Origin of the sequence: Microcella sp. (assembly GCF_025808395.1) — a bacterium.
Lineage (GTDB): Bacteria > Actinomycetota > Actinomycetes > Actinomycetales > Microbacteriaceae > Microcella.
Map to the genome: position 1 here is coordinate 2651610 of NZ_CP075524.1, position 20857 is coordinate 2672466.

A 20857-nucleotide genomic window follows, 5' to 3' on the forward strand; every position below is an offset into this window, starting at 1 on the left:
CGTTGTGGCCACAATGACGTCGCATTCGACACTCCACCCCGCGACGACATCTCGCGTCGCCCGGCTGACGCCTTCTGCCTCAGCCGGGCGGCGCTGGCGATCAGCGATTGGCGCGTATGCCTTCGTCATGCCCGGGTTCGCGCTGTTCGTGCTCATCATGGTGTATCCGACAGTGCAGGCCGCGCTGATCAGTCTGCAGAAGTGGGCACCCGTACCGGGCGGGCGCAGCGAGTGGATCGGCCTCGACAACTACCTCAAGGCCTTCTCTGACCCGGTGTTTCTTGACGCACTCGTCAACGCCGGTGCCTATACCGTCGTCACGGTTCCGTTACAGATGTCCATCGGCCTGGGGCTCGCACTGCTGCTCGACGGGGCAATGCCCGGAAGAACCGTCTACCGGGTCTTGCTGTACTTGCCCGTTGTGACGAGCTGGGTCGTCGTGTCGCTCCTATTCCAGTACATGTTCCAATCGGGGCCCGGAGTGGCCAATCTCATCGTTGTCGATGTGCTTGGACTCGTCGATGCCCCGGTTCCCTGGTTTCTCGAGCGCTGGACAGCGTTCATTGCGATCGGCGCCCTCGGAGTGTGGAAAGGCGTGGGGTGGGCGATGATCGTCTACCTCGCCGCACTCACGGCAGTTCCTCGAGATCAGCACGAAGCGGCAGCGCTCGACGGCGCCGGTCGGTGGGGTCGATTCGTACACGTCGCGCTACCGGCGCTGCGGCCCGCGAGCATCGTGATCTCGATACTGCTCATCATCGGCGGCTTCAATGTCTTTATCTCGGTGCTGCTGATGACCGGAGGGGGGCCGGCGAATGCCACACAGGTGCCCCTGACGTACATGTACCAGCAAGCGTTCGAGTTTCTGAATTTCGGCTATGGCAGTGCGATCGCATTCAGCCTGACACTCGTGATTCTCGCCATCTCTGCAGTGCAGTACTTGGCAACTCGCGAGCGGAAGGGTGGTTGACATGGTCGAGTCACCTCAGATACGACGTTGGGTCTTGGCGACCAGATACATCTTGTTGACCGTGATCGCAGCGATCATGGTGTACCCGTTCGCGTACATGATCTCAACGTCGCTCAAGACGAGATCGCTGGCGCTCGGTTCGCCACTCGACATCATTCCCACAGAGCCGACGCTGCAGAACTATGTCGATGTCTTCCGACTCGCCGACCTCGGGCGGTACATCGCCAACTCCGCGTTCGTCAGCGTGACATCGACGTTGCTCATCGTCTTCCTCGCCTCGCTCATGGCCTTTGCCTTCAGCAGGTTGAGGTTTCCTGGGCGAAGGCTGCTGTTCATTTCTCTCGTGATCGGGCTCGCGCTCCCGACCATGATGCTGATCATTCCGCAGTTCATCCTCGCCAGAGACCTAGGCCTGCTCAACTCGACCGCGGGCCTCATTCCGTTCTACGTGGGCACGGCGCTCGCATTTCACACCTTTCTCCTCACGGGCTTCTTCTCGACAGTGCCTCGAGAACTCGAAGAAGCCATGATTGTCGATGGGGCTGGCTTATGGCGTCGCTACTGGAACCTCATCGTTCCCCTCTCGCGACCCGCCATTGCCACATGCATCATCTTCGCGTTCTTGGGCACGTGGGATGAGTTCGCCTGGGCTCTGACAACTCTCAACGACGAGTCTCAAAGAACTCTTCCTGTCGCCATCGCACTGTTCCGCGGTCAATACAGCACTGATTGGGGCATGGTCTTTGCCGCCTCCATCATCGCCGTGCTGCCCGTCATCGTCGTCTACATCATCTTCCAGCGGCAGTTCGTCGCCGGGCTCACCACAGGAGGACTCAAGCAGTGACCGTTTCAACACAACAACTCGCACCTGCCGATTTGATCACCACAAGCATCCGAACAATTCAGCAGGGGCAGTCAGCGAGTGGTGCATACATCGCGAGCCCAACCTTCGAGCAGTATGCATACGGCTGGCTGCGCGATGGCGCATACTGCGCGATGGCGATGGACGTAGTCGGTCACTCGAGTTCTTCTGCAGACTTCCACCAGTGGGTCATCTCGGTGCTGCATCGGCATGAAGAGCACATCACGGCACTCACCCAGCTCGCCGCCAATGATGAGTCAATAGACGAGGGCCTGTTGTTGCCCACTCGCTTTCACTTGAATGGTCGTACCGAGCTTGAGCACGGGGCCGACGAGTGGCCGAACTTTCAGCTCGACGGGTATGGAACATGGCTGTTCGCGTTCCGAGAGCACATCGTTCATCGCGATACTCCCTTGTCATTGCGTGAGGCGGGTGCAGTTCGACTTGCGGCCGAGTACCTCGCGTCGACCTGGCAACTGCCGTGCTACGACTACTGGGAAGAGTTTGGCGATCGGCGCCACACTTCGACCCTCGCCTCGATAGCGGCCGGCCTGCGCGCCGCGTCTGACCTTGTGAACGAGAAGGCGTGGAGGTTGAAAGCCCAGCGCGTTCTTCGTGACATCGAAGAACTGTGCACTGACGGAGAACGGTTCACCAAAGGTCCCGACGATGATCGAGTAGACGCCAGTCTGCTCTCCCTGGCGACTCCATTCAACCTGGTTGCGCTCGATGACCGGAGGATGGTTGCTACGGTGCGCGCGATCGATGAGCAGTTGACGACGTCTAGCGGGGGAGTTCGACGCTATGTCGGAGATGAGTACTACGGAGGCAGCCCGTGGCTCCTGTTGACGGCGTGGCGCGGATGGCATGCTCGGAGACAAGGCGACGAACAGGCCCATGCGCGAGCACGCGACTGGGTGAGACTGTCTGCCGGGCACGACGGACTCATGCCTGAGCAGCGTGTCGATGAACCTCAGCTTCCGGAGATGGTGGCTGTGTGGGAGGCTCGCTGGGGCACAGCGGCGGACCCGCTTCTCTGGTCTCACGCTAAGTATCTGCTCATGGAGACGAAGTCAGAGCTTGATGGTCGAGGCGTGGTTGCGCGATGAGTTCTGCAATCGAGCGATCCGCAACGGCTGACGCGCCACTCATCCTCATTCCCGACCGAGGCGCATATCGTGTCGATGAGGTCGTCGAGATTGACATTCTTGGTGACCACAGCGGAGGCCTGATGTCAGTCACCCGTCTCGGTGTGGCAGTGCGATCAATGCCTGTGGCTCGACGCGCCCGGCGCGTCAGCCTTGGTGCACTCGACAAGGGAGGTTATGCGGTTGAATTCGCCGGAGCCCGCACCGCAGTCGACGTCACGTCTCATGAGTTCGAGCGAATTAGGTACGCGTTCGTTGCATCATTAGGCCCCGATGCGCGGGCAGAGCCTGTTGTGGACTTCTTGCGTCGAATCCACGCGACTCACGTGCAGTTCTACGACTGGGCATATCGTCACGATGACCTCGTCTCACCGACCGAGGAGTACGTTGACCCGCTCGGGCTCGAGAGATCGCTGTCTGTGGTTCGCCGGCATGCTCAGTCACTGCGCTCCGCCGGAATGTCGTCGATGGGCTATGCGGCGGTCTACGCCATTCCGGCGACCGAAGAAGACCGATGGGCGCATGCTCTCATGCTCAACCACGATGGCATGCCCTACCGATTGGGGGAAGGCTTTCTCTCCTTGACAGATCCCAGTGACGAGAGTTGGAAGTCGCACTTCTATGGGCAGCTCCGCCACGCGAAAGCGGAAGTGGATCTCGACGGCTTCCACCTCGACGCCTACGGGTGGCCAAAATTCGCCCTTCGTCAAGACGGCAGCGTTATTGATCTCGCGAGCGCTCTCGCCGGTATCGTCGACGGCGTCGCTGATGCGGTGCCCCATGCTGTGTACATGTTCAATAACGTCAATGACTTCCCAACAGAGGCGACGGCGACGTCACGACAGCACGCGACCTACATCGAAGTGTGGTCTCCTCACGACAGTTATGGCGATCTGGCGATGCTCATTGATCGTGCTCGCCGCGGTGCACCACGACGTCCCGTCGTGCTGGCTGCCTACTTGTCGACATTCGACACGGGCGAGCCCGAGGAGTCGTTGGAATCTGCCCGACTCCTCATGGCCGTCGCCGGCTCGAGCGGCGGGTCGACACTGTTGCTCGGCGAAGACGGTCACCTTCTCACCGGCCCCTACTATGCGAACAATCACGAGTTGAGCGACCAGCATCGAGAAGAGTTCGTGCGGTGGTACGACTTCATCGTGAGCATGTCTGACGTCTTGTATGACCCCCAAGCCGTGGAGGTGACTGAGCAGTTCGCAGGAGGCATCAACCATGACGTCATCGTCGTGCTCGCCGATGGCTCGCGCGCCTCTACAAAGCCGCAGGCTGGCGACCTGTGGCTGCGCGTCGTTCGTACTGGAGAAGGTCTTGTTGTGCATCTCATCGACTTGACGCGTCAACACGAGACTGACTGGGATGCACCCAAGCTGGTCGGCGACGCTGTGGTTGGCGCCCGGCTCATCCTCACCGGGCTGCGAGCCGACGCCACCGTCGTGATGAGCTCGCCCAACTTTCCGCCGATGAGCATTGTCTCGGCAGGCGAGAGTGTGTCGTTCGAGCAGTCTGACGCTCTGAGTGCTGCCGAGGATGGGATGGTCTTTGAGCTTCCTCCGCTCGACTCGTGGACCGTGATTCTCATCCCTTGGGATCGTTGGGTGAGGACTGACCTCAACGCGAAGATGCAGTCGGTGGCAATCCGCTGAGAACGGGAATCGACGACGGTCTCACGTCGTTGCCGCCAGCATGACTCGACTCATGATCATCGTTGGCTCTGTTCGCCCCGGCCGCATCGGCCTGCCGATCGCCCGGTGGGCGGCCTCGCACGCCGAGCAGGCCGGTTTCGAGATCGATCTCGTCGACCTTGCCGAGCTCGCGCTGCCGTTCATGGACGAACCAGCGCACCCCGGCAAGCGCGCGTACACGAAACCGCACACCTTCGCGTGGAGCGAGCGCGTCGAGCAGGCAGATGCCGTGCTGCTCGTGAGCCCCGAGTACAACCACAGCTACAGCCCAGCGCTCAAGAACGCGCTCGACTACCTCATGCAGGAATGGCAGGGCAAGCCCGTGGGCATCGTCGCCTACGGGGGAGCATCCGGTGGTCTGCGCGCCGCCGCCGCTCTCGATCAGGTGCTCGCGACGCTGGGGCTCGTGAGGGTTCCCGTCGACGTCGCCATCAACGGCGCGGGGTCGCTCGTCGCCGATGGCGTGTTCGCCGCCGAGTCGAAGCACGACGCCACGCTCGGCAGGTTGCTCGCGGCGCTCGAGCGCTATGCCTCGACCCTTCGGCCGCTGCGGAAAGTCTAGCTGACCACCTGCACCGGCTCGGTGTCGGGAATCGGGCTCGCGTCGCGCCCCCGCAGGTCGGGGTGCCAGCGGTGGAACACCGAGGCGACGAGCAGGCCGGCCGCGGCGAAGGCGATCGCGGCGTAGAAGCCTCCGATCGGCCCGAGGTCATCGATGAGAAAGCCGGCGATGGCCGAGCCGAGGGCGGCGCCGATGAGCTGGCCCGTGCCGAGCCAGCCGTAGGCCTCGGCGGTGTCGCTGAACTTCACGCTCGCCGACACGATGGCGAACATGACGGCGAGCACGGGCGCGAGCCCGATGCCGGCGACGACGAGGGCGAAGGCGAGCCACCAGAACTCGAGCGCGAAGGGGGCCATGGCCATGCCGACGAGCACGATCGCGAAGCGGCGCGCGAGCGCCCACGGCCCGATCGGCAAGTGCCCCATCGAGAGGCCGCCGATGAGCGAGGCGATGGCCCAGATGCCGAACAGAATGCCAGCTTCGGCCCCGCCCTCGCCGAACACCGCGACGACTCCGACTTCGATCGACGCCGCGGCGCCGACGAGCAGGAATCCGCTCGCGGTCGCCAGCAGCACTGCCCGGTTCTTGAGCACGACCCCGATGCGGCGTCGACTGCGCGGAATGCGCACTTTGCCGACTTCGGGGCTCGCGATGAACCAGATGCCGCCGCCGACGAGAAACAGCCCGGCGACGGTGATCGCCGCGACGCTCGACACCTGTGTGGCGAGCACGACGGTGATGACCGGCCCCATCACCCAGATGATCTCTTGGGCGGAGGCGTCGAGCGAGAACAGGGGGGTCAGCTGCCTTCCGGTGACCATCTTGGGGTAGATGGTGCGCACGGCGGGCTGAATCGGGGGAGTCGAGATGCCGACGACGAAGCCGACGACCATGAACAGCCACAGCGGCATGATGACGAAGGCGATGAGCGCGATTCCGGCAGTGCACACGATCAGAGTGGTGATGAGCACCGGGCGCATGCCGAGCCGCCCCATCCACCGGCTGGTGAGCGGCCCCGCGATGGCCTGACCGACGCTCGTCGCCGCGAGCACGAGGCCGGCGGCGCCGTACGAGTCGAAGATCTTCTCGATGTGGATGAGAAAGGCGAGCGAGATCATGCCCGACGGAATCCGCGCGGTCAGCTGCGCGGCGATGATGCGCGCCACGCCGCGCGTTCTCAACAGGTCGGTGTATCCACTCACAAGATCACCAGCCTAGGGCGTTTCTTTCGGGATGCTCGCTCGCGCATTTTCGGCGCCAGAACGGGCCTGAGCGGTGATGTCGGAGGGCCATGACAGCCTGGGGATAACTGCGCGAAGTTATGCACAACTGTGGACGACACGCCCACTACATATTGGGTGTGAACTTTGTCAGACCCCCGATATATAGTGATGGAACCGCTCGAGGGGAATCGAGCGGTCGGCCCGGAAATCCGGGCCTTTTCCGACCGATCGAGCGTGAGAACGCACCGATCGCAGGGCATGAGCCACCGACATCGCACGAATCACAGAGAACGCGCCGGCCGACGGTGCACGAGGGAGCAGGCACACGTGAGCATCACCGTTGTCAAGCGAGATGGAACCCGCGAACCGTACGACGCCAACAAGATCAATCTGGCGATCGAACGCGCGGCCGAAGGCCTCGACGACCAGGTCGCCTGGGTCACCCAGATCGCGAGCGAGCTCGAGCTCACGCTTTTCGACGGCATCACGACGCAGCAGCTCGACGAGGCGGTCATCCAGGTCGCCCTGCAGAACGTCAAAGACGACCCGGCGTTCGATGTCGTCGCGGCACGCCTGCTGCTCAAGACCATCTACAAGCGAGTGCTCGGCGACTACGAGAATGCGGCCGAGCTGCGTGAGCTGCACCGCGCGCACTTCGCCGACTACATTCGCCGTGGAGTCGACGAGGCTCTCCTCGACCCCCGCTTTCCCGACCTCTTCGACCTCGACGCGCTCGCCGAGGTGCTCGAGCCCGCGAGCGACGGCCTGCTGAAGTACATCGGTGTCGTCACCCTCAACAACCGCTACGGCATCAAGGCGCGCAACAACGAACCGCTCGAGACGCCGCAGTACTTCTGGATGCGCGTGGCCATGGGCCTCTCGCTCAACGAGGCAGACCCGACCACGCACGCCATCGCGTTCTACAAGAAGATGTCGACGCTCGAATACCTCGCCGCGGGCTCCACGCTCGTCAACGCAGGCACGAGCTACCCGCAGCTGTCGAACTGCTTCGTGATGGAGATGCAAGACGACATCGAGCACATCGCGAAGAGCGTGCGCGACGTCATGTGGCTCACCAAGGGCACGGGGGGCATCGGGCTCGCCGTGACGAAGCTGCGCGCCCAGGGCTCGCCCATCCGCTCGAACAACACGACGTCGACCGGCCCGATTCCGTTCATGCACACGATCGACTCGGTGCTGCGTGCGGTGAGCCGAGGCGGCAAGAAGTTCGGTGCCCTGTGCTTCTACATGGAGAACTGGCACATGGACTTCCCCGAGTTTCTCGACCTGCGTCAGAACTCGGGCGACCCCTACCGTCGCACGCGCACGGCGAACACCGCCGTGTGGATCAGCGACGAGTTCATGAAGCGCGTGCAGAACGACGACGACTGGTACCTCTTCGACCCGCTCGAGGTCGCCGACCTCAACGAGCTGTACGGCAAAGACTTCTCGAAGCGCTACGCCGAGTACGTGACGATGGCCGAGCGCGGTGAACTGAACATGTTCAAGAAGATCGGTGCGCGCGAGCAGTTCAAGCAGATCCTCATCTCGCTGCAGTCGACCAGCCACCCGTGGTTGACCTGGAAAGACACGATCAACAACCGTGCCATCAACAACAACACGGGCACGATCCACCTGTCGAATCTCTGCACCGAGATCTGCCTGCCGCAAGACCGCGACAACATCTCGGTCTGCAACCTGGCGTCGATCAACCTCTCGCAGCACTTCGTCGACGGTGGCCTCGACTGGGCCAAGATCGACGAGAGCGCGCGCCTCGCGGTGCGCCAGCTCGACAACCTCATCGACATCACCGTCTCGAGCGTCGACGAGGCAGACCACGCGAACACCACCAACCGCGCCATCGGCCTCGGCGTCATGGGCTTCACCGACGTCGTCGAGAAGCTCGGCTTCTCGTACGACTCTGAAGAGGCCTTCGACCTCATCGACGAGATCATGGAGCACGTCTCGTACGCGGCCATCGACGAGTCGGCCGAACTGGCGAAAGAGCGCGGCTCGTACGCGAACTTCGCAGGTTCGCGCTGGTCGCAGGGCATCGTTCCGATCGACACGATCGACCTCACCGAGGCAGACCGCGGCGTCGAGGTGCAGGTGAACCGCACCACCCGCCTCGACTGGGATGCCCTGCGCGAGAAGGTCAAGGGCGGCATGCGCAACGCGACCCTCATGGCCATCGCACCCACGGCGTCCATCGGGCTCGTCGCCGGAACGACGCCGGGGCTCGACCCGCAGTTCTCGCAGATCTTCAGCCGGTCGACGAGCTCGGGCAAGTTTCTCGAGGTCAACCGCAACCTGGTCACCGCGCTGCAGTCGCACGGGCTGTGGGAGAAGGTGCGCGAAGACATCTTGCGCAGCCAGGGCGACATTCAGGGCATCGCCGCGATTCCTGACGAGATCAAGGCCGCCTACAAGACGAGCTTCCAGCTCTCGCCCTACGCCTTCCTCGAAGTGGCGGCGCGTGCACAGAAGTGGATCGACCAGGCCATCAGCCGCAACATGTACCTCGAGACGCGCGACGTCGACGACATGATCGACATCTACACCTCTGCGTGGAAGAAGGGCGTCAAGACCACCTACTACCTGCACATGAAGCCGCGGCACACCGCCGAGCAGTCGACCGTCAAGGTGAACAAGGCCGAGGCGATCAATGCCAGCTCGACGTCGGCACCGGCCACGACAGGCGCCGCGCCCGCGCGCAAGGGCTTCGGCTTCGGCGGCGCCGCGAAGGCAGCGGAGTGACACTGATGAACCCCACGCAGACGAGCACCACCATCGCCCAGTACGAGGTTCCGATCGACCCCATGGACGAGTTGCACTGCGAGAGCTGCCAGTAGGCAGCGCTCGCCATCCACCCCACTTCCCCTATCCCGCACCACCCACGAGAAAGACGCACAACGACAATGGGAATCCTCGGAACCGGAATTCAAGAGGGCCTGCTCCTCAAGCCGGTCACCTACAAGTGGGCCATGGACCTCTACGACCAGGCTGTCGCGAACACCTGGTTTCCGAATGAGATCCAGCTCGGCGAAGACATCGCCGACTTCAAGAAGATGACCGACGAAGAGCGTCACGCCATCACCTTCTTGATGAGCTACTTCAACCCGAATGAGCTGCTCGTCAACAAGGCGCTCGCTTTCGGCGTCTACCCCTACATCAATGCTCCCGAGGCGCACCTCTACCTCGCGAAGCAGATGTGGGAAGAAGCGAACCACTGCATGAGCTTCGAGTACGTGCTCGAGACCTTTCCGATCGACCGCGCCGCGGCCTACGACAGCCACGTCACCGTGCCGTCGATGGCGCGCAAAGAGGAGTTCGAGGTCAAGTTCATCACGCGCATGACGCAAGACACCCTCGACATCACGACCACCGAGGGCAAGCAAGACTTCATCCGCAACCTCGTGGCCTACAACGTGATTCTCGAGGGCATCTGGTTCTACAGCGGCTTCATGGTCGCCCTGTCGTTCCGCCAGCGCAATCTGCTGCGCAACTTCGGTTCGCTCGTCGACTGGATCGTGCGCGACGAGAGCCTGCACCTCAAGTTCGGTATCAACCTGATTCTGACGGTGCTCGAAGAGAACCCTGACCTGCAGACGCCGGAGTTCGCCGCCGAGATTCGCCAGATGATTCTTGACGCCGTCGAGATGGAAGAGCAGTACAACCACGACTTGCTGCCCAACGGCATCTTGGGGTTGAACGCCAACTACATCAACCAGTACGTCAAGTACCTGGCTGACCGCCGCCTCGAAGAGCTCGGCTTCGACACCGAGTACAACGTGTCGAACCCGGCCAAGTGGATGGCGACCGCCAACGACACCCTGCAGCTCGTCAACTTCTTTGAGTCGACGAACACCTCCTACGAGGTCAACGCCAAGCAGGGCTAGGTCGTACGATCGCTCGTGTGACTCAGATCTCGCGCCCCGAGCCCCCCGCCGACACCCTCTTCACCGGAGGAGTCGTCTACCGGGGGCCGGGGCGCGACGCTGTTCCTTCTGCCCTGCAGGTCGCCGTCGTTGACGGCCGCATCGCGGCAGTGGATGCTGACCTCGGTGCATGGCGCGGGCCGGCCACCGAGGTGGTTGATCTGGCGGGCGGGATGCTGCACGCGGGTTTCATCGACGCGCACCTCCACCCCATCCAGGGCGGGCTCGAACGGCTCGGGTGTGATCTGAGCGAGGGCGCTTCGGCGCAGGACTACGCCAGGCTTATTGCCGACTACGCGCAGCTCAACCCGCCCCGGGGTTGCGACGCCTCGCGTGCGTGGATCACCGGCGGCGGCTGGTCGATGAGCGCGTTCGCTGGCGGCACGCCGAGCGCCGCCGAGCTCGACGCGATCGAGGCCATCCGCCCCGTCTTCCTCTACAACCGCGACCACCACGGCGCCTGGGCCAACTCGGCCGCGCTCGCCCTCGCGGGTATCACGGCCGCGACCCCCGACCCGGCCGACGGCCGCATTGAGCGACTACCCGACGGTTCACCGCAGGGAACGCTGCACGAGGGCGCTACCGCGCTCGTGGCTGCCGTCGCACCGTCACCGACGCCTGACCACGAATACGCCGCCCTGCTCGAAGCCCAGAGCTACGCCCACAGTCTCGGCATCACGGCATGGCAAGACGCGATCGTGGGCGATTACTTCGGCGCGAGTGACACCGCACTGGTCTACCGCCGCGCGCTCGCCGAGGGGCGCTTGACGGCCGATGTCGTCGGTGCGCTGTGGTGGGACCGCAACCGTGGCATCGAGCAGGTGCCCGACCTCGTGGCGAAGCGAGATAAGCACGCGAGTGAGCTCGGCGCAGCATCCCGCTTTCGCCTCACAGCGGTGAAGATCATGGCCGACGGCGTGCCCGAGAACGGCACCGCCTCGATGCTGAAGCCGTACCTCGGCGCTTTCGCAGAGGGCGAGCACCCGCTCGGCATCCCGTTCGTGGGCGGCCGGGCGCTCATCGATGCGATCGTCGCCCTCGACGCCGCGGGGTTCTCGGCGCACGTGCACGCCATCGGAGATCGTGCGGTGCGCGACACTCTCGACGGTTTCGCGGCGGCGCGCGAGGCGAACGGGTGGTCGACGCCGGGGCGTCACCACATCGCGCACGTGCAGTTCGTGCACCCCGACGACGTGGCGCGCTTCGCGGCGCTCGGTGTGACGGCCAACATCCAGGCGCTGTGGGCCTGCTACGAGCCCCAGTTGCGTGAACTCACCGCGCCCGTGGTCGGCCCCGAGCGGGTGGGGCACCAGTACCCCTTCGCGAGCATCCACCGCACTGCGCCGACGGATGTTCGCCCGCGGCTGTGCGCCGGCAGCGACTGGCCCGTCTCGACGCCCGACCCGTGGGCGGCGATTCATGTCGCGGTCAATCGGCAGTTGCCCGCCGACGACCCCGAGCACGACCCCGAACCGTTGCTCGCGCACGAGGCGCTCACCCTCGCCGAGGCGCTCGACGCTTACACCGCGGGTTCGGCGTTCATCAACGGGCGGGGGCCGGGTGACTCCGAGGTCTCCGGCGTGATCGAGGTTGGGGCCGTCGCCGACCTGGCCGCGACCGACCGCGACCCGTTCGCGGGGCTCGCAGCGAGCATCCACGCGACCAAGAATGTCGGCACCTGGGTGGCCGGGCGGCGAGTGTTCGGGTGAATGGCAAGGCAACCGGTGCGCGCAAGACGACTCGTCTCTGCGGGCAGTGAAGTAATCGCGCTTATTCTGGTCGGGCCATTGAGCCTTACCTCGATGCGCCCGAGGCTCAACGGAACGCAAGTGCGGCCCCGTTTCTGTTGCGCTATTGAGCCGTTTCCTGCGCGGCGGTGCCGGTGTGTAAGTAGGCGGAAGTCGGCACGCGGCTGAGGCTCACAAGTCGTGTCTCACTGCTCGGAGATTTGAGAGTGCCTTCTGAGACTCGACGCCCGGGCGTGTCGTCGCCTCAGCGGGCGGTCTCAGTAGACGATCGTTTTCGAGACAACTTGACTTTGGCTTCGTGAGCCCGGCTATTGGGCACGATTCTTCAGGGTCTGAACGGCGATGTCCATATCAGAGGCCACAAGGGGGGTCCCGAAAGCGCGTGCGAAAATGGGGAATGTTGCCCGCGGTGAGAATCCGCACATTCGATGCCGGCCTCACGAGTAGCGCCGATTTCTGCCGAGTCGTGTATTCGCGAGAAATCGTTAGCTTTGTCACTTGCTGGTCGAGCGATAATTGATCAGCGGGTGCTGTATAGTTCAGTGCATGCTGACTATTGCTTCACGCCTCAACGTCATGAACCGGCTCGGCCGGGCAATGGCGGATCCGACTCGTTCCCGGATCCTGATGGCGCTACTCGGAGGACCGAGCTACCCAGCTGTGCTCTCGCGCGAGCTGGAGCTGACACGCTCGAACGTTTCGAACCATCTGACCTGCCTCCGTGATTGCGGGATAGTGGTCGCTGAGCCGGAGGGCCGGCAGACGCGGTACGAGATCGCTGACCCGCATCTTGCGGCTGCGCTCGTCGCGCTCGTGGATGTGACGCTGGCGGTCGATGAGCACGCGCCGTGTGTGGACTCGTCGTGCACGGTGCCGGGCTGCTGCGGTACAGGGGCGGACGCGTGAGCGCGGCGTGTAGCTGCGAGCACGAGCCTGCCACTGCGGCGGAGGATGAGACCGAAGAGGTGGAGCGGCCCTGGTGGAGGGACCGTCGGATCATGGTGCCGGTCTTCTCCGGTGTCGCGTTCCTGGCTGGTCTGATCCTTGAATGGTCCGGGCTCGAGATCCCGGCGCTCGTACTGTTCTGGATCGGCCTGCTGCTGGGCGCGTCGACGTTCACTCCTGGCGCGATTCGGAAGCTGTTCAAGGGCAAGCTCGGGATCGGGCTGCTGATGACGATCAGCGCGATCGGCGCGGTCATCCTCGGCTATGTGGAGGAGGCCGCTGCTCTGGCGTTCTTGTACTCGATTGCTGAGGCGCTTGAGGACAAGGCGATGGACCGTGCCCGTGGCGGCCTGCGGGCGCTGCTGAAGCTCGTGCCGGAGACGGCGACCGTGCTGCAGAGCGGCGTCTCTGCGCAGGTGCCGGCGAGGGAGTTGACGGTCGGCCAGGTCATGGTGGTCCGCCCGGGCGAACGGATCGCAACCGACGGGATCGTCCGCTCTGGCCGCTCAAGCCTGGACACCTCGGCGATCACCGGGGAGTCGATCCCCGTCGAGGTCGAGCCCGGGGACGCGGTGTCGGCCGGCGCGATTAACAGCTCCGGCGTGCTGGAGGTCGAGGCGACCGCGGCCGGTACCGATAACTCGCTTACGACGATCGTGGAGTTGGTCGAGAAAGCGCAGACGGAGAAGGGCGAGCGTGCGCGTCTCGCGGACCGGATCGCCCGCCCGCTCGTACCCGGTGTGCTGATTCTCGCAGCGCTCGTCGCGATCATTGGGTCACTGCTGGGCGACCCGGAGGTATGGATCACTCGTGCGCTCGTCGTGCTGGTAGCGGCCTCTCCGTGCGCGCTGGCGATCTCGGTGCCGTTGACCGTCGTTGCCGCGATCGGCGCGGCGAGCAAGTTCGGCGTGATCATCAAGTCCGGCGCGGTCTTCGAGCGCTTCGGCACGGTCCGGCACGTCGCGGTCGACAAGACCGGCACCCTGACCCGTAACGAGCCCGCGGTCACCGCGGTCCTCACTGCGAACGGCATTGCCGAGGAGCAGGCGCTGGCTTGGGCGGCGGCTCTGGAGCAGCACAGCACGCATCCCCTTGCGGCGGCGATCACCGCTGCAGCCCCGGGTGTTCCCGTGGCCGCGGATGTGACCGAGCAGGCCGGGCACGGCATCGACGGCACCGTCGATGGCGCTCGTATCACGGTCGGCAGCCCCCGCTGGCTCGACGCCGGCGAGCTCGGCGACCGGGTTGCAGGGCTTGAGGAGCAGGGCATGACTGTCGTGATCGTGCACCGCGACGAGGCACCGGTCGCGGCGATCGGCGTCCGCGACGAGCTGCGTCCGGAAGTCCCCGAGGTGGTCCGCACGCTTGCGGATCAGGGCGTCGGCATGACGATGCTCACCGGGGACAACGCCCGCACCGCTCGTGCGCTGGCTGCGCAGGCCGGGATCGCTGATGTGCGCGCGGAGCTGCGCCCTGAGGACAAGGCGACCGCGATCGGCGAGTTGTCGAAGGCGGGATCGGTCGCGATGATCGGTGACGGCATCAACGACGCCCCGGCCCTGGCGTCCGCGGACATCGGCATCGCGATGGGAGCGACCGGCTCCGATGCGGCGATCGAGTCTGCGGACGTGGCCTTCACGGGTCATGATCTGCGGCTCATCCCGCGGGCGTTCGATCACGCGCGGCGGGGCCGGCGGATCATCAACCAGAACATCATCCTGTCCCTGCTGATCATCACCGCACTGCTCCCGCTCGCGCTCTTCGGGGTCCTGGGGCTCGCGGCTGTCGTCCTGGTCCACGAGGTCGCGGAGGTCATCGTGATCCTCAACGGCCTGCGCGCCGCACGCACCCGCACACCACGAATGGAAAGCTGATGCTCGCAACCATCGGGTCGGCGATCGGCCTGTTCGCGGCGACCAACATCGACGACATCGTCGTGCTCACCGTGCTGTTCCTCGCCTCCAGCCGGGGAAAGCCGCGACCGTGGCAGATCGTCGCAGGCCAGTACCTCGGGTTCATCACACTCGTCGTGATCAGCGTGATCGCCGCGCTCGGTCTCACGATCGTCCCGGACGAATGGGTCGGCTTCCTGGGTCTGATCCCGCTCGGCATCGGCATCTGGACGCTCATTCGCGGCCTGCGCCGTAACGGCGACGACGATGATGACGACTCCAAGATCACCGCGGTCGGACTATGGGGGGTCGCCGGGATCACGATCGCCAACGGGGCCGACAACATCTCCCTCTACACGCCGATCTTCCGCACCAGCTCGCCCGGCGACGTCGCGGTCATGATCGTCGTGTTCCTGATCCTCGTCGCCGTCTGGTGCGCTGCCGGGCGACTGATCGGCACCCACAAGGCCGTCACCGAAACGCTCGAACGTGTCGAGCACTGGCTCGTCCCCGTCGTGTTCATCGGCCTGGGCCTGTTCATCCTCATTGAATCCGGCGTTATCGTCCGTCTCTTCGAGGCCCTCGCATGACCCCGGACACGAATACCGACGTTGAGTCGGCATCGGCGTCGGGAGAGCGTCCGCAGAGAGGACGCTGGCGGCTCACTGCCTGGGCGCTTCTGATCGCCGTGGTCGTCGTCGTGATCGATCAGGGAACGAAAGTGTGGGCCGAGGCCACCCTGTCGGAGCACGAGCGCATCCCGCTGATCGGCGACCTGTTGGGCCTGCAGCTCGCGTACAACCCCGGCGCGGCGTTCTCCTTCGGGGAGAGCTTCACCTGGGTGTTCGCTCTCATCGCCGTCGCGGCCACGGCCACCGCGATCGTGTTCGCGTTCCGGGTCCGACGCCCCGGGTGGGCGATCGTGATCGGTGCGCTCGGCGGGGCCGCTGCTTCGCACGCCGGCGACCGGCTTTTCCGCCAACCAGGATTCGCCCGGGGGCACGTCGTCGACTTCCTCGCCTACGGCAACTGGTTCATCGGGAACCTCGCCGACATCGTGATCGTCACCGCTACGATTGCCGGAGCGCTCCTGATGCTCCGCGGCACCGAGAACTGAGAGGGCCAACCATGGAGATCACCCTGCAGTACTTCGACGGCTGCCCGAACTGGGAAGTACTCGACCGCCGGCTTGCTGAGCTGCTCGACGGTCGATCAGATATCCGCGTCACACGACAGTTGGTCGAGACCGCCGAGGACGCCGAGCGCCTCGGATTCCACGGGTCACCGACCGTCCTCGTCGACGGCGTCGATCCCTTCGCCGACGAGCACACGCCGGTCGGGCTCGCCTGCCGGGTGTTCCGTACCCCTGCCGGGCTGGGAGGCTCTCCGACCGTCGAGCAACTGTGCGAAGCGATTTCCGGCCCGGCTCTGACGGGTGATGCTTGATCAGGGGTGGGTGGAGCGGAGAGCCGGGTAATCGGACCACTCGCCACCGGCGAGACGCGACCATGAGGCAGCGGATGCCGTCGTGATGCCGAGGAGATCCGAGACGATCCGGGGATGCAGTTGCCGGGTGAGCTCGATGAGCGCTGTCGTGCGGGCGCTCCCGGCAAGCAGGCCTTCGGCGCGAAGGCTACGGCTGAGCGGCCCCGGGGTGAGGTGACGGCCCGGGTTCCGGCCGGGGAAGGGCCATCCCTGGGGATGCCTCATGGATGCGTCGACGAGGTTGACTATCGCATTCGCGAGGATTTCGGGGAGTTCGATAGGAAACTGGCGTTGGCGCGGCTGGCGGTCGAGCGACTAAGCGACTAAGTGGCCGCTTCCGGGGGAAGCTTCGACTGAGCGTTCGCACTTGAAACTAGCGGCCCTACTTCATCCAAGAGGTACTCTCGGCTGCGATGGCGAATGGAGGGCTGAGACGATTATGGCGATGCGATTCTACGTCGGCAACAACACGAGTGGTGACCCAAGTTGGTGGCTGTTCGGAGCAAACGACGAAATGGCCGCTTGGGCTGGGGAGACTTTCGCTTCGGAGTCGAACGCCAGGAGGGCAGCACTCGCGTTCAAAGCGGGCGCTGCCACGGCAAGTTACGAGGTCTACGCCGACACCGGAGGAAACTGGCGTTGGCGCGCGCGGCGGGCGAGCGACAAAGTGGCCGCCTCCGGGGAAAGCTTCGACTCGAAGTCCAACGCGGAGCGGGCCGCTGTGAACGTGAGAGACAACGCACGATATGCGCCTGGGCCCTAACGCTGGCACCTACTGCGCTCATGGCATCGGGTTTGAAGCCCCGAGGCCCAACTAAGAGATCTTCTCGATTGCGGCTGTGGCACCATGCTCTGAAGGTCTAAATGTTTCTTTGGCCATTTATGTTTCGATAGTTGCGACCATGTTGGTAGCCGTTTTCGGGAGAATTTGCCGTCCATAGAACCCGGGGCGATTCCGTATTCGACTCTCAGCCGCTTCGGATCCACGATCGTGGCCCTCGCCGTCGAGACCGCCGCGCATCAGGTTCGTGCTGTAGAAATGTAGACATGATGCTCAAGACGCTGGCCGAGTGGGACGATCAGCAGGTGTCAAAATTGGACTTGTTCGGTACCTTCTCCGAGGAGCACGGCCTGGACACGGCCGCCTCCGATCAGACCGTCGCCGACACTGCCACGACCACTCGGATCGGGGAAGATGTCGCCGAGGGGAATGCGATGCAAGTACGGGGCACCTCGATGTTTTGCGTGGACGGCGAAAAGCGCGAGCTGAACTCCCTCACCGATGTCACCGATGTTCTCAGCCGCGCCATCGCCAACTGACACGGCCCACCCCCCAGCAGTGACGGCCCTTGCCCGCCCCCTGCTGCCATGGTGGGCGGCTGTGCTGGTCTCGGCTGTCGCGGGGTTCTCGTTGGATCTGGCGACCCCCGCGGTTGGGTGGTGGCCGCTCACTTTCGTCAGCGTCACCCTCGCCCTGATGACACTGATCGGCCGCAGCGCCGGTGGGGCGATGCTGGTCGGTACCGTATATGGCGTCGTGTTTTACGCCACCCACTTGGTGTGGGTCGGCGTCTACCTCGGCCCGGTCCCCTGGGTCGCTCTCGCGGGCCTAGAAGCCGTCCTGTTCGGATTCGGCGCGATCCCGATCGCGCTCGCCTACCAGTGGAGCGCACGCTACCGGGAGCGGGGCACTGTGCAGCTGGTCGCAGTTCCCGCGCTGATCGGCGGGTTGTGGACGGCCAGGGAAGTGGTGATGGGTGCATGGCCGTATACGGGGTTCCCGTGGGCCCGGCTCGGGATGACTCAAGTCGACGGGCCGTTCCCGGAGGTAGCGTCCTGGACCGGCGTCACCGGGCTGTCGTTTCTCATTGCGGTTGGGTGCGCCGCCCTTCTGCAGTGGGGCCGCGCAGGCGGCATCCACCACCCGGCCAGCGCGCTACCCGCCGCCGTGATTGGGATGGGTCTGCTGCTAGTGCCGGCGTTCCCCACCAGCGACGCCGGATCGTTTCAGGTTGGGTGGGTGCAGGGGAACGGACCCACCGGTTACTTTGACGACCGCTCATCTGGTGACGTGCTCACCGCGCAGACCGCCGCGACCGTACCCGTCCTCGGGCAACCTATGGACCTACTGGTGTGGCCGGAAGGCAGCGTCGACAGTGACCCGCTCCAGGACCGCCGCACCGCGGCGGCGCTCGACGAGCTGACCGCTAGGGCGGGCGCCCCTGTGTTGGTGAATGCCGCCACCGCCCGAGGGGGCAACGTGTTCAACACCTCGATTCTGTGGACCCAAGGCGACGTGGGGCGGCAGCTGCACGACAAGGTAAACCCGGTCCCGTTTGGAGAATATGTACCCGACCGCTGGTTTTACGAACTTCTCGCCCCCGACCTGATCGGTCTCATCCAACGCGAATACACCCCCGGCACGAACCCGCCCGCTGTCACCGTGAACGGAATCGGGGTGGGATTGGCGATTTGCTTCGACGTGATCTACGACTCTGTGATCTGGGAGGGTGCCCGTCAGGGTGCGCAGGTGTACGTGTTCCAAACGAACAATGCTGACTTCCGCGGCACCGACGAGAACCTCCAACAGCTCGCCTTCGCGCGCATGCGCGCGATCGAGACTGGCCGCTCCGTCGTCAACGTCTCCACCGTGGGCACCAGCCAGGTCATTGCCCCCGACGGCACCACTATCGCCTCCGCCGGAGTGGACATTGCCGCCGCTGCCGTGACAACCGTCCCCTTGCGCACCGGACTGACCCCCGCCAGCATCCTTGGACCTGCGATCACCACCGGAATCACCCTCATGGCGATCGGCGGACTGATGGTGTTCGGCATCCTGCACCGCATCCCACGCCCGAATGCCTCGACCCCGAGAAGACGAATCGCACGCCCGCACCCGATGCTCGGTCTCTCGACGGAATCGACCTGCTGACCTAGTTTGCAGCGCCCAGGCAGGTTGTACAGCCGTGTGATGGGTGGGGCCTTGCTGATCGCAGGCCCAATGCCCCTGCTCACGTGCCACTGAACGACGGAATCTTGTTCGAAAGTGCTGGTACTTGCGTCGACCGATGCCTGAAAACTGAAGGCGGCTGGAAGATCGCCCATGGAGCGGCAGGGCGTGAGGAACGAATCGGTGACAACTGATCGTTAGTGCCGCAGGGCTCTGACGGGAAGGATGTCATCATGCCCAGTCCCTATCCCAGAGAGTTCCGCGAGGACGTCGTCGCGGTCGCCCGACGCCGCGAAAGCGGCGTCACGCTCAAACAGATCGCCACTGATTTCGGTATCAGCGAAGCGACGTTGCAGAACTGGTTGCGCCAAGCCGACATTGAAGAAGGCAACCGCCCCGGTCAAACGGCCGACGAGGCAAGCGAGATGCGAGAGTTGCGTCGCCGGAATCGTCTCCTCGAGCAGGAGAACGAGGTCCTGCGCAAGGCTGCGGCGTATCTGTCGCAGGCGAATCTGAAACTCGGTGGCTCCCCAAAATGATCTACCCGCTCGTTGCTGAGCTCGCCGAAGCGGGGATCCCTGTGACGGTGTCGTGCCGGGTCTTGAAGCTCGCCCGCCAGCCCTACTACCGGTGGAGAAAGGATCCCGTCCGGGATGCGGACGTGGTGCGCGCGTATCGGATCAATGCGCTCCACGACGCCCACGCTGAAGACCCGACGTTCGGCTATCGATATCTCGCTGACGAGGCCCGTAGGGCGGGCTGGCGGATGAGCCGGCGGACGGCGTGGAAGTTGTGTTCCCAGGCCGGGATTCTCTCCTCGGCACAGCGACGCAGGCGCGGCAAAGGCAAGAAGGTTGGCCCGCCGGTGTTCGACGATCACGTGCAGCGCGTGTTCCGTGCGGACGCTCCGAACCGCCTATGGCTGACCGACATCACCGAGCACCGCACGATGGCCGAGGGCAAGCTCTATTGCTGCGCGATCAAGGATGTGTTCTCGAACAAGATCGTCGGCTACTCCATCAGCGAGCGAATGACGGCGAAGCTTGCCGTCGACGCTCTGCGCAATGCCGTCGCCCGACGCGGGGACGTCGCGGGCTGCATTCTGCATGCCGATAGGGGCAGCCAGTTTCGCAGTCGAGCGATGGCCAGGGAGTTGCGCCGTCACGACATGGTCGGCTCGATGGGTCGCGTCGGTGCCGCCGGGGACAACGCAGCGATGGAGAGCTTCTGGTCGCTGCTGCAAACGAACGTCCTCAACCAGCAACGGTGGGCGACAAGGCAAGAGCTGCGCCTGGCGATCGTGGTCTGGATCGAGCGGAAGTATCACCGGCAACGCGCCCAGGACACTCTCGGAGGGTTGACCCCGATCGAGTTCGAAGCGAAGCTAACCGAGTCGCGATCCTTCGCGGCCTAAACCGAACCTGTCACCGATTC

18 protein-coding genes and 1 pseudogene are annotated in these 20857 nt (G+C 64.4%); 18 read left to right on the forward strand and 1 reads right to left on the reverse strand.

Annotation, left to right across the window (positions count from 1 at the left end):
* Positions 1 to 127: 127 nt before the first annotated feature.
* The 5 genes from KIT89_RS13025 to KIT89_RS13045 all read left to right on the forward strand — a co-directional run bounded on the left by KIT89_RS13025 (position 128) and on the right by KIT89_RS13045 (position 5242).
* Positions 128 to 970, forward strand: coding sequence for a carbohydrate ABC transporter permease (locus tag KIT89_RS13025; protein WP_297602303.1), 843 nt, complete (start codon positions 128 to 130; stop codon positions 968 to 970).
* A 1-nt stretch (position 971) separates the two neighbouring features.
* Positions 972 to 1814: a carbohydrate ABC transporter permease gene (locus KIT89_RS13030; protein WP_297602305.1), complete on the forward strand. Its 843-nt coding sequence runs from the start codon at positions 972 to 974 to the stop codon at positions 1812 to 1814.
* Positions 1811 to 2941, forward strand: a complete 1131-nt coding sequence (locus KIT89_RS13035) for a glycoside hydrolase family 15 protein (protein ID WP_297602307.1) — start codon at positions 1811 to 1813, stop codon at positions 2939 to 2941. Before KIT89_RS13030 ends, KIT89_RS13035 begins: the two co-directional genes overlap by 4 nt.
* Positions 2942 to 3099: 158 nt before the next feature.
* Positions 3100 to 4641, forward strand: a complete 1542-nt coding sequence (locus KIT89_RS13040) for a glycoside hydrolase family 66 protein (protein ID WP_297603969.1) — start codon at positions 3100 to 3102, stop codon at positions 4639 to 4641.
* A gap of 52 nt (positions 4642 to 4693) precedes the next feature.
* The gene (locus tag KIT89_RS13045; protein ID WP_297602309.1) at positions 4694 to 5242 is read left to right on the forward strand and encodes an NADPH-dependent FMN reductase; all 549 of its coding nucleotides are present in this window, start codon (positions 4694 to 4696) and stop codon (positions 5240 to 5242) included.
* Here the strand turns inward: KIT89_RS13045 and KIT89_RS13050 are convergent.
* A complete protein-coding gene (locus KIT89_RS13050) occupies positions 5239 to 6444 on the reverse strand; it encodes an MFS transporter (RefSeq protein ID WP_297602310.1) in 1206 nt (401 codons plus the stop codon). The two genes, KIT89_RS13045 and KIT89_RS13050, sit on opposite strands and share 4 nt — an antisense overlap.
* Positions 6445 to 6792: 348 nt before the next feature.
* Between KIT89_RS13050 and KIT89_RS13055 the strand changes: the two genes are divergently transcribed.
* The 13 genes and pseudogenes from KIT89_RS13055 to KIT89_RS13110 all read left to right on the forward strand — a co-directional run bounded on the left by KIT89_RS13055 (position 6793) and on the right by KIT89_RS13110 (position 20837).
* Positions 6793 to 9222, forward strand: coding sequence for a ribonucleoside-diphosphate reductase subunit alpha (locus KIT89_RS13055; protein WP_297602311.1), 2430 nt, complete (start codon positions 6793 to 6795; stop codon positions 9220 to 9222).
* 5 nt (positions 9223 to 9227) lie between these two features.
* On the forward strand, positions 9228 to 9317 hold the full coding sequence (locus tag KIT89_RS13060) for a ribonucleotide-diphosphate reductase subunit beta (protein WP_297602312.1): 90 nt from the start codon (positions 9228 to 9230) through the stop codon (positions 9315 to 9317).
* A gap of 66 nt (positions 9318 to 9383) precedes the next feature.
* Complete coding sequence (locus KIT89_RS13065; RefSeq protein WP_297602313.1) at positions 9384 to 10364, forward strand: ribonucleotide-diphosphate reductase subunit beta; 981 nt, start codon at positions 9384 to 9386, stop codon at positions 10362 to 10364.
* Between the two features lie 17 nt (positions 10365 to 10381).
* Complete coding sequence (locus KIT89_RS13070) at positions 10382 to 12112, forward strand: amidohydrolase (RefSeq protein ID WP_297602314.1); 1731 nt, start codon at positions 10382 to 10384, stop codon at positions 12110 to 12112.
* Between the two features lie 585 nt (positions 12113 to 12697).
* Positions 12698 to 13057, forward strand: coding sequence for a helix-turn-helix transcriptional regulator (locus tag KIT89_RS13075; RefSeq protein ID WP_297602315.1), 360 nt, complete (start codon positions 12698 to 12700; stop codon positions 13055 to 13057).
* Positions 13058 to 13149: 92 nt separating this feature from the next.
* Entirely contained in the window at positions 13150 to 14970 is a 1821-nt protein-coding gene (locus tag KIT89_RS13080) for a cation-translocating P-type ATPase (protein WP_231868264.1), read from the forward strand.
* Positions 14970 to 15578: a cadmium resistance transporter gene (locus KIT89_RS13085; protein ID WP_036297875.1), complete on the forward strand. Its 609-nt coding sequence runs from the start codon at positions 14970 to 14972 to the stop codon at positions 15576 to 15578. Before KIT89_RS13080 ends, KIT89_RS13085 begins: the two co-directional genes overlap by 1 nt.
* Positions 15575 to 16105, forward strand: coding sequence for a signal peptidase II (locus KIT89_RS13090; RefSeq protein WP_036297873.1), 531 nt, complete (start codon positions 15575 to 15577; stop codon positions 16103 to 16105). Before KIT89_RS13085 ends, KIT89_RS13090 begins: the two co-directional genes overlap by 4 nt.
* An 11-nt stretch (positions 16106 to 16116) precedes the next feature.
* Complete coding sequence (locus KIT89_RS13095) at positions 16117 to 16434, forward strand: thioredoxin family protein (protein WP_297602316.1); 318 nt, start codon at positions 16117 to 16119, stop codon at positions 16432 to 16434.
* Between the two features lie 553 nt (positions 16435 to 16987).
* A complete protein-coding gene (locus KIT89_RS13610) occupies positions 16988 to 17236 on the forward strand; it encodes a DUF1508 domain-containing protein (protein ID WP_367275892.1) in 249 nt (82 codons plus the stop codon).
* A 284-nt stretch (positions 17237 to 17520) separates the two neighbouring features.
* Entirely contained in the window at positions 17521 to 17793 is a 273-nt protein-coding gene (locus KIT89_RS13100) for a hypothetical protein (protein WP_297602317.1), read from the forward strand.
* A gap of 61 nt (positions 17794 to 17854) precedes the next feature.
* Entirely contained in the window at positions 17855 to 19405 is a 1551-nt protein-coding gene (gene lnt, locus KIT89_RS13105; RefSeq protein WP_297602318.1) for an apolipoprotein N-acyltransferase, read from the forward strand.
* A gap of 251 nt (positions 19406 to 19656) precedes the next feature.
* Positions 19657 to 20837: pseudogene (locus KIT89_RS13110) on the forward strand (IS3 family transposase).
* Positions 20838 to 20857: the final 20 nt, after the last annotated feature.